Source organism: Akkermansia sp. (assembly GCF_020860705.1).
GTDB lineage: Bacteria > Verrucomicrobiota > Verrucomicrobiia > Verrucomicrobiales > Akkermansiaceae > Akkermansia.
Genome location: NZ_JAJBTT010000046.1, coordinates 84,426 through 93,206, shown reverse-complemented (window position 1 = coordinate 93,206; position 8,781 = coordinate 84,426). Strand labels below are relative to the sequence as shown.

Genomic DNA, 8,781 nt, shown 5'->3' with positions numbered 1-8,781 from the left:
GATGAAAAACTACCTCAAATACCTCTTCCCACCGATTTTGGCGTTGACCCGAAAAAAAGAAACCGCAAGTACTAATAAACAGTAACTTGCGGTATGAAAAGGGTGGTACCGACGGTGGGACTCGAACCCACACTCTTTTGGAACTCGATTTTGAGTCGAGCGCGTCTACCATTCCGCCACGTCGGCACGTGAAGCGGTGAAATTAAGCGGCAAAGGGGCCGGAGAGTCAAGATTTTACTGTGAAATATGAACGTTCTACCGAAAAAAACGGAGGGAATCCGCCATGGATTCCCTCCGGGATGTTTCCCAATGGAAAGAACTCTTAGAACGAGTAGCGCACAGTGGCGTTGACGCTCTGGTTGGTCATATGTTCCCGCTGTTCCAGATGGTAGAAGGCTCCGGCGCTCCAGGCGCTGGAAATGACCCAGTTCAGGCCGGCATTGACGATCAGGGCGTGGCGTCCGGGATGGACTCCGTCCGCCCGGAAGGGCGTGCCAAAGGCGTCCGTTTTTACGGAAGCGTTGCGGCGGGAGACGTCTCCGGCGTAAGCCACGGTCACCTGCGGCAGCAGGTACTGGCCCTTGCCGACGGCGATCTGCTTCTGCCAGGTGAGGCCGGCGGGGATGCTCCAATTTTGTACGGAGCCGTCCTGGTACCAGGCGGTGCCGGAACCGGAACGTTCTCCGAAGGAGCCCTGGGAGCCGTACAGGAATTCGATGCCCGCGAAGGGCTTCAGCACATCCGTATTGCTCAGGCGGATGTTCCAGGTTCCCTTCAGGCCGAAGCCGTACACGTCATCGTTCCATGAGGCGGTCGTGGGGCTGCCGCCCAGCGTTCCGTCCGCGTCGTTGTCCATGCGGCCGTAGGTGAAGTAGCCGTCAATGTCCAGGCTGTTTCCGCGGCGCAGGTCGCGGTGGTAGCGCTGGTAGAGGGCCAGCATCAGGCCGTCCTGGTCCGCCTTGAACCGCCTGTCCGCGGAATGGAAGGAACCGAAGGTCTGGCCGAAGGCCGCTCCGGAGATCCAGTTTTTCGTCCAGGCGTAATCCAGGCCCACGGCATACCCGCCGCCCTTGTAGTCAAAGCCGGAGGCACCCGTGGAGGAGGAGACGTTCATGAAGTCCCCCAGGCCGGAGAACCAGATGTTGCACTTGCCCGGACCGCGGAAGTCCAGCTGGGAGGCCGTTGTATGGGCGAAGCTGTCCACCACCCGAATGGAAGACCACAGCGTGTTGGCGATGCGGGAGGCTTCTTCCCCGCGCAGGGCCTTCACGGCGTTGATGTTGACCTTTCCGTTGAAGATCAGGTGCAGCCCGTCACTGGAAACAGTGAAGTCCGTATCTGTGACCAGGTCCGTACGGCCCTTCAGCGTGGGATCAATGCCGGTCAGGTCCCACAGGGAGCCGTCCGGATCAATGGCGGTGCCGGGATCCAGGTTGACCAGGGACAGGGAGAAGCTCTGTTCCTTGCTGAAGAGCAGGTTGTCTCCAATGACCACGTTGACGTGCGCTCCGTCCACATGGTAGGAGGAGGAAACGTTCATCTGGGAATAGGTGTCCGCTCCGGTGTGGGCGGCATCAGCCGCCGTCGTTCCGTTTACGATGAACGTGAGTTCCTGCACTCCGCCCCAGGCGTTCAGGCCGCCTTCATAGTGGTGGTAGCCTGCGGAAGAACCGGAGCCGATAACGATTTCACTGCCGTAATAGGTGACTTCTCCCTTGAACGTGCCGGATCCGGAGACGGTGGAACCGCTGTTCGTTTCCATGTTGGAAAGAACGGTGGCGCCGTTCAGCGCCAGGTGTCCCGGATTGGCCGGATGGGCGAGTGCTTCCCCCAGCCGGATGCTCCCGCCTTCCACGCCCAGGCTGGCGTCCCTGCCGTTCAGAACGAGGGTGGCGTTATTGCTGATGACGACGTTTTCCGCCGCGTAGGAACCCTTGGCGACAACCTTCACGTCCTGTGCCGTGATATTCAGGTTGGCAAAAGCGCCTCCGTCGGCGGCAGAGGCGCTGTAGCCCACCGTGCCGGAGTGTTCCCAGTTCAGGCTCTGTTCCTTGTCATCCTTCCCGGCCAGCGTGAGCTGCCCGGATGTGCCGCTGACGGCGCTGGAAGAAATGACGGCGTCTGACTGGCTTAAATCCACCTCCCCTCCTTCCAGCACGATGCCGTGCTCAGGCAGGTTTTCCCCGATGATGACCTTGGAGCCTTCACCCACGTAGATACTTTCCCCGGGATTGACGACGATGGGAGCGCCTTCACCCAGGAATACCTGGCCCTGCAGGCGGTAGCTCATGCGGTAGTTTTCCAGCTGGAAGCCGGCCACCTTCGTGCCGTACATGGCCCTGATACCGTCCTTGATCTGGTCCAGCGTGACGACCCAGGCGGAATCCGTGGTATTGAGCACCGTGGCGCCTACCGTGGCGTTCCGGGCCAGGTCCAGATTTACGTTCAGTCCGTCAAAGCCCACTTCCAGAGCCGTTCCCTCTGTATTCTGCACCAGGGTTCCGTTGAGCAGCGTCATGTTTTCCGCAATGGCAAGCGTACCGCTGCCGGAGATGGAGCCCTGGTTGTTGAGGGCAGCCCCGTCACGGAGGATCTGGGAATTCCCGGTCAGGGTGACGGTGGAGCCGTAGCCCACGTTGACGCGATTGAACAGTCCGGCCGCTTTTTCCGTGGAAATGGTCCAGTTCGCCTTGTTGTCCGCACTGCCCACGTTGAGGGTGACGGAGGAATGGTGGGTGGCCGTATCGTCCTTGTTGGTGTTGACGGTGGTCCGCACCGTGTAGTCAAACAGCCCAGGATCCGCGGCCGTGCCGGACAGCAGCGTAATGGTATCCACGGAGCCTTCCGCTCCGGAGCCGCCCAGTTCCCAGACGCCGCTGATGGCGGCGCCGGCGTGCACGGTGATGTTGTCCGCGGTGTTTTCCGTAGAAAGGCCGGACCCCGTATTGGAGCCGCTGTAGAAGGCATATGCCGTTGCGCTGTCTCCCGTTGCCGTCGCTTCAAGGACGCCGGTGGAACCGATGGTGGTCGTGATGCCGGCTCCGCCCATCAGGGCAGCCGCCGTGTTGCCGGCTGTAACCGCGCTGACGGTTCCGTTGATGGTGCCTGTGGTCAGGGAGAATTCCGCCAGCAGGCCGTAGGCTTCCGCCGTTCCCGTGGAGGAGGCGGTGATGGACCCGCTGATGTCTCCCACGGTCAGGGATCCGGTGGAGCGTGCTCCGGCGGCCGTTCCGGTCATGGCTTCCGCCCGGATGGCGCCGCCCACATTGCCGATGGTAATATTGGAATGGGTTTGGTAACCTCCTTCCTCTCCGGCGAAGAGACCGTAGGCGTCCATGCCGTTGGTGGCGGCGGTAATGCTTCCCGTTGCTCCCAGGTCTCCCAGCGTGATGTTTTCCCTGGCTTCAATGCCGATGGCGGAAAAGTCTTCGCTTTCATCATTGGAGCCGGAGGTTGCGGTGATTTGACCGTCCAGCCGGGTAATGTTCACCTGCCCGTAATTGGACTGGATGCCTCTGGCTCCGTAGCCGTCGGTCGTCGTTGCGGAAATGCTGCCGGTGGAGGAGAAGGCGCCGATGTTGACGTCCTTGTAGCGCGGGCCCTGGTAATCCATGGTGTTTCCGTAGGCATACAGGCCCCGTGCATAGTTTCCCGTTCCCAAATTCACGGAGATTGTCCCTGCCATCGTACCGATGTCCAGGCGCCCCTGATAGGCATAAATGCCATTGGAGGAGAAGTTGGCCGTGATGGAGATGAGGGCGTCTTCCGTGATGGTTCCGATGGAGAGTATTTTCCCGTAGCTCCGGATGCCTGTGGCATTCGTATTTGCTGCGGAAATGTTGAAGGTTCCTGCCAGGGTGCCGATGTCCAGATTGACTCCGGAGGAGGTGTCAATGCCGAAAGCGTTATTTTTCGTGGAGGAGACGTTGAATTCGGCGTTTCCGGCAATGGTGTCAATGCTGAGGGTACCTGATTTTCCCCAGATTCCGCGCACATTGCTGGAGCCCGTCATGTTGAAGGTGGCGGAGACCTTTCCCAAGTCTGCATCGGAGGCCGTTCTGGCCACGGTGGCGTCATAAACGCCGGTCAGGTCTTCCTTGCTGGTATCCTGGGCGTGGACCGTTCCCAGCATGCCGAGGCAGGCCAGGGTCATGGCCACAGCCTGCATCCGGTGCCTGGCGTGGTACAGGGAGGTTTCCGCAGGAGTGTGGAATATTCCGGACTTCAAGGAGGCCGGACCATCATAGTCTGCTCCGTTCAAGCGGAGCGTGTTGGATGAATGCATGTATATGGTCTGAATGCCGGAATACTCGCCGGCGGTTCATAAGATACTTCGAGGCTGGCGATCTGGCTCGCTGCCCATTGGAAATGGACAACATACAGTGGCGGTACCGCTCCGGATTCACACCGGATTCCCCATTTATTTCCTGCTCGTGCCACGAGCTTCCCGGAAGTGCCTTCCGTAAATCATGAAGGCCCGGTCAACATACCACAGGGGTACTACACGGTCAATATTCGGTGCATTTCTTTATGAAGAAGTGCGCATTATATTGAATATCAAAAAATTATTTTTCTTTCTTTTTTGACTCAGGTTGCGTGAAGGAAAGCTGTACCTCTAACGTTTTTTTACGGCCAGGGGCAGTCCTGCCACCATGAAGTAGACTTCATCCGCGCTTTTGGCCAGAAGCTGGTTGGCTATTCCCAGACCGTCGCAGTAGTGGCGCGTTTCCGCGTCCGCCTGGCTGATGCCCATGCCGGTTTCAGAGGAAACCAGAACCCAGGGCACGGGGGACTGGGGGATGAGTTCCTTCAATGCCTCTATTTCTTCAATCAGGGCTTCCTGGAAGGGGAGGTAGTCCGTGGGATCCTTCTGGGCGTACAGCGTATTGGAGGCAAGCAGGGTGACGCATTCCAGAATCACGCCGTCCACCTGGTCCAGCAGGCCGGATTCCCGCACGGTGGCGGCTACCCGGCGGGGGCATTCCAGCGTGAGCCAGTTGTTAGGGCGGCGTTCCCGGTGCTTCCGGACGCGGTACTCCATGGAGCCGGCCCCGGGCCAGACTTCAGCTGTGGCAACGTACAGGATTTTTTTCCCGAATCCGGCGGCTATTTTTTCAGCATATTGGCTTTTGCCGCTTCTGATGCCGCCCAGGACGAGCGTCATGCGGGGAGAAGGGGCGTCAGTGTTTAGAGAGGTAGCGTTCATGGGATTCAAGCATGGCCTGGTGGGAGTTCAGGAAGTCATCCAGGCTGAAGACTTCCAGGGTGATGGGAGGGGAGAAGCGGATGTTCCACATAGGGTGGAGGATGGCGTCCAGCGTATCAGCCGGCATGTGGTGCAGGGATTTGTGGTCCCGTTTTTCCAGCCCGTGCAGGTGGCACATGCGTATGTCCGGCAGCCAGAGCGGCAGCAGTTCTTCCGGACGCAGGCCTTCCTTCCAGACGTGGCCTATGTCAAAGCAGCGGGAATGGGGCGTAGCGGAGACCAGCTGGTCCAGATAGTCGGTAGGGTGGCGTTCCAGGTTTTCCATGGCCAGGCATTCCGGAGCTGGCAGATGGGGCGTGATCTGATCCAGGCTGCGGAGGATGCGTTCCGTTTCACGCTCCGTGAGGTGCGGGCGCATGTCCGGACTGGGAATGTGGTCCGTGACTACGTGCATGACCCACGTGTAGGGATTCAGTTCCCGGGTCAGGTCAATGGCGCGGATGATGTTTTCCGTAAAGCGGCGGCCTGATTCCTCCGTGGCGAATCCGCCGTCCGTGGGCAGATGCACGTTCCACTTGACTCCGGCGTCGGCGGCGATGTGCCCCAGCTCCCTGATTTCCGCGGGGGTAATGAGGCCTTCCCCATGGTCGCCCGCTTCCAGCAGAAGGAGGGCGATGTCATCCGCGTAATGGACGCATTCCCTGATGGCGGGGACGTAGTAGTCCGGAATGATGAAGGAAGTGCAGCCGATGTTGAGGCCCGGAACGCGGCATTTTTGCGGAGCTTTCATAAAGTGCAGAAGGTGAGCAGGACGAGCCATTCCGTACATTCCACGGTGCAGCCGAATACATCCCCGGTGACGCCGCCCAGGCGGCGGCGGGCATACAGGAGCAGGGCGGTGGATCCAGCCAGCGCAGTGAGCAGAGCATACAGCCCGTGCCAGCCTGCCAGCGTGCAGGCCGCCAGGGTGATGGCGGCGGCGCCCAGGGCGTGGACGGGGCGCGTTCCCTGTTTAAAGGCTTCCCCCATGCCGCCGGGGCGCGCTCCCGGAAAACGCATGGCGATGAAGATCTGGCTGCGGGCCAGCAGGGCGGCCAGGGCGCATGCCGTGAGCAGCAGCTCCCAGGAACCGCTGGCCGCTAGGGCCGCCAGGGCGGCGGCCTTGAAGGCCAGGTTGAAGAACAGGGCCGTGCCGCCGAAGGTGCCCAGGCGGGAGTCTTTCATGATTTCCAACCTGCGTTCTTTCGGCACTTCCACGGGAAGCCCGTCTCCGCAGTCCGCCACGCCGTCCAGATGCAGTCCGCCCGTGATAACTACCCAGCACGCGCAGCCGATGACGCCGCAGATCAGCGGGGGAAAGAGCAGGGAGGCCCCCCACGTGAGGCCGCCGGCCAGCCCCCCTACGACGATGCCGACCAGCGGAAGCCAGGCGGAGATTCCGTTCAGGTCGTTTTGCAGCGGCCACGGTCCTACGGGCAGCCGGGTCAGGAAGCCGAAGGCGGAGCGGATGGTGGTGATGACGGCCATGGTGCGGGAATGGGGGAGTTAGCGCGGGACGGTGATGTCCAGTTCCGGCAGGGTTTTCATTTCAGACAGCACGCGCGTGGCGGCGTCCAGCAGCGGGAAGAAAAGGGCCGCCCCGGTGCCTTCCCCCAGGCACAGGCCGAGGTCCATGTACATGGTGACGCCGATGTGGTCCATGATGAGCTTGTGCCCCGGTTCCGCAGAGTTGTGGGAGCCGATGAAGTATTGCGCCGCTTCCGGGCGGATGCCCTGGGCGATGGCCGCCGCCGCCCCGGCGATAAAGCCGTCAATGACAATGGGAACGCGCAGGGAGGCCGCGCCCAGCATCAGTCCGGCCATGGCTCCTATTTCCGGTCCTCCCACCTTCGCCAGCACGTCGATGGCGTCGGAAGGGTCCGGCTTGTTCAGGGCAATCCCCTGTTCGATCAGTTCTATTTTTTTGCGGATGACTTCCCCCTTTACGCCGGAGCCGCGGCCCGTCACGGTCTCCACCGGCGTGCCCGTCAGCACGGCTACGATGGCGGAGGACGGCGTGGTGTTGCCGATGCCCATTTCTCCGGCGGCCACGATGTCCAGCCCCCTGGCTTTTTCCTCACGGGCCATGTCAATGCCCACTTGCAGGCATTCCAGCGCCTGTTCACGCGTCATGGCCGGGCCCTGGCTGAAATCGTTGGCCCCGTGCATGACTTTTCTGTTCACCAGTCCCGGCAGGTCTCCGAAGTCGTAATTCACGCCTACGTCCACTACGGAGAGGCGGGCTCCCGCATTGCGCGTGAAGGCGTTGATGGTCCCGCCGCCTTTCAGGAAGTTGCGGGTCTGGATGTAGGTGACGTCCGTGGACGTCAGGCTGAGTCCGTGGTCGGCAATGTGGTGGTCCGAGGCGAAGAGGACGACGGCCTTGTCCTTCAGGCGCGGCGCGGGATTGCCGGTCATGGCGGCAATCTGGATGGCCACGGGTTCCAGTTTTCCCAGGGCAAGAGGGGGCTTCGCCAGGATTTTCTGATGTTCCAGGGCGGCTTTGGCGGCCTCTTCGTCCAGCGGGGGGATATGCAGTTTATTCATGATGGTTGGAAATGGGAAAAGAAGAAAAGGATGAGGGAGAAAATCAGTGTGCCCGTGAAGGTTGTCATCCACATGAGACGTATGGCCAGGGCCAGATCCCGGACGGTGGCTTCCGTGCGTCCGAAGCCTATCCAGGGATAATCTGCGGGAATTCCCTGGTAGGAGACCGGACCGCCGATCCGGAGGCCGAGAGCGCCCGCAAAAGCCGCTTCGCTCCAGGCGGAATTAGGGCTTGCATGCGAATGGCGGCAAGTCCATCCCACAGTGAGGGCCATCCGCGCGGACGCTCCCTTCACGAATAGGGAAGCCACGGAAATGCACGGCAGGATGAGGCGCGCCGGGATAAAATTGAGCGCATCGTCCGTTCGGGCGGCGAATGTGCCGAAGTGTCTGTACTGGTCGTTTTTCTTTCCCCACATGGCATCCAGAATGTTGAAAACGCGGTGGACCAGGGCGGCGGAGGCCGCCCCGAAGGCGCCCCCTATCAAACATCCTGCTGCGGCCCAGAACAAGGTGGAAAAGACGCCATCCGTCAAATTCTCCGCTACGCTTTCAATAGCCGCGCGGGCAATGCCGTGACGGTCCAGCCGTTCCGTGTCACGCCCCACGATCATGGAAACGGCGCGTCGCGCGTCGCCGTCATTCCCTGTACGCAGGGGCTTTGCCACCCGCAGCGCGTGTTCCGCCAGGCCGCGCGGAGCCATGCAGATGTAAATGACCAGAACAGCCGGAATCCAGGGAATCCACGGAGAGGAAGAGAGGGAAAAGGGAAGGAAAAACACCGCGCAGGCGAACCATATGGCAGCGCAGGTTCCGAGCGCCGCCGTCATTCCCGCCATAAAAGTTCCCCCCCACAGCCGCCGCGCCAGGGCTTCCATGCGGCGCGCGCACCACCCGATCAGGCAGACGGGATGAAACCTGTTGGGGGGATCCCCTGCCAGAATATCCAGCAGAAGGGCCGCAGGCAGGATGAAGGGGCACGGGAACAT

General features: G+C 61.0%; 6 protein-coding genes, 1 tRNA gene and 1 riboswitch. All 7 genes read right to left on the bottom strand.

The annotated features are described in order from the left end of the window. Positions 1 to 103: 103 nt before the first annotated feature. Positions 104 to 186: transfer RNA gene (locus tag LIO64_RS11010), tRNA-Leu, on the bottom strand. Positions 187 to 322: 136 nt separating this feature from the next. Beyond that, positions 323 to 4,285: an autotransporter domain-containing protein gene (locus LIO64_RS11005; RefSeq protein WP_290549493.1), complete on the bottom strand. Its 3,963-nt coding sequence runs from the start codon at positions 4,283 to 4,285 to the stop codon at positions 323 to 325. A 34-nt stretch (positions 4,286 to 4,319) separates the two neighbouring features. Further along, a riboswitch (cobalamin riboswitch) is annotated at positions 4,320 to 4,456 on the bottom strand. A gap of 159 nt (positions 4,457 to 4,615) precedes the next feature. Continuing rightward, on the bottom strand, positions 4,616 to 5,206 hold the full coding sequence (locus LIO64_RS11000; RefSeq protein WP_290549492.1) for a bifunctional adenosylcobinamide kinase/adenosylcobinamide-phosphate guanylyltransferase: 591 nt from the start codon (positions 5,204 to 5,206) through the stop codon (positions 4,616 to 4,618). Beyond that, entirely contained in the window at positions 5,181 to 5,996 is an 816-nt protein-coding gene (gene cbiR, locus LIO64_RS10995; RefSeq protein WP_290549491.1) for a cobamide remodeling phosphodiesterase CbiR, read from the bottom strand. The genes LIO64_RS11000 and cbiR overlap by 26 nt, the downstream gene beginning before the upstream one ends. After that, on the bottom strand, positions 5,993 to 6,733 hold the full coding sequence (gene cobS / locus LIO64_RS10990) for an adenosylcobinamide-GDP ribazoletransferase (protein WP_290549490.1): 741 nt from the start codon (positions 6,731 to 6,733) through the stop codon (positions 5,993 to 5,995). Before cobS ends, cbiR begins: the two co-directional genes overlap by 4 nt. An 18-nt stretch (positions 6,734 to 6,751) precedes the next feature. Continuing rightward, complete coding sequence (cobT, locus tag LIO64_RS10985) at positions 6,752 to 7,792, bottom strand: nicotinate-nucleotide--dimethylbenzimidazole phosphoribosyltransferase (protein WP_290549489.1); 1,041 nt, start codon at positions 7,790 to 7,792, stop codon at positions 6,752 to 6,754. Beyond that, positions 7,789 to 8,781, bottom strand: coding sequence for an adenosylcobinamide-phosphate synthase CbiB (gene cbiB / locus LIO64_RS10980; protein ID WP_290549488.1), 993 nt, complete (start codon positions 8,779 to 8,781; stop codon positions 7,789 to 7,791). The genes cobT and cbiB overlap by 4 nt, the downstream gene beginning before the upstream one ends.

Excerpts from the sequence above, each read along its gene's own strand:
- cbiB (WP_290549488.1), bottom strand. The coding sequence starts at position 8,781 with ATGTTCCCGTGCCCCTTCATCCTGCCTGCGGCCCTTCTGCTGGATATT.
- LIO64_RS11005 (WP_290549493.1), bottom strand. The coding sequence starts at position 4,285 with ATGCATTCATCCAACACGCTCCGCTTGAACGGAGCAGACTATGATGGT.
- cbiR (WP_290549491.1), bottom strand. The coding sequence starts at position 5,996 with ATGAAAGCTCCGCAAAAATGCCGCGTTCCGGGCCTCAACATCGGCTGC.
- LIO64_RS11000 (WP_290549492.1), bottom strand. The coding sequence starts at position 5,206 with ATGAACGCTACCTCTCTAAACACTGACGCCCCTTCTCCCCGCATGACG.
- cobT (WP_290549489.1), bottom strand. The coding sequence starts at position 7,792 with ATGAATAAACTGCATATCCCCCCGCTGGACGAAGAGGCCGCCAAAGCC.
- cobS (WP_290549490.1), bottom strand. The coding sequence starts at position 6,733 with ATGGCCGTCATCACCACCATCCGCTCCGCCTTCGGCTTCCTGACCCGG.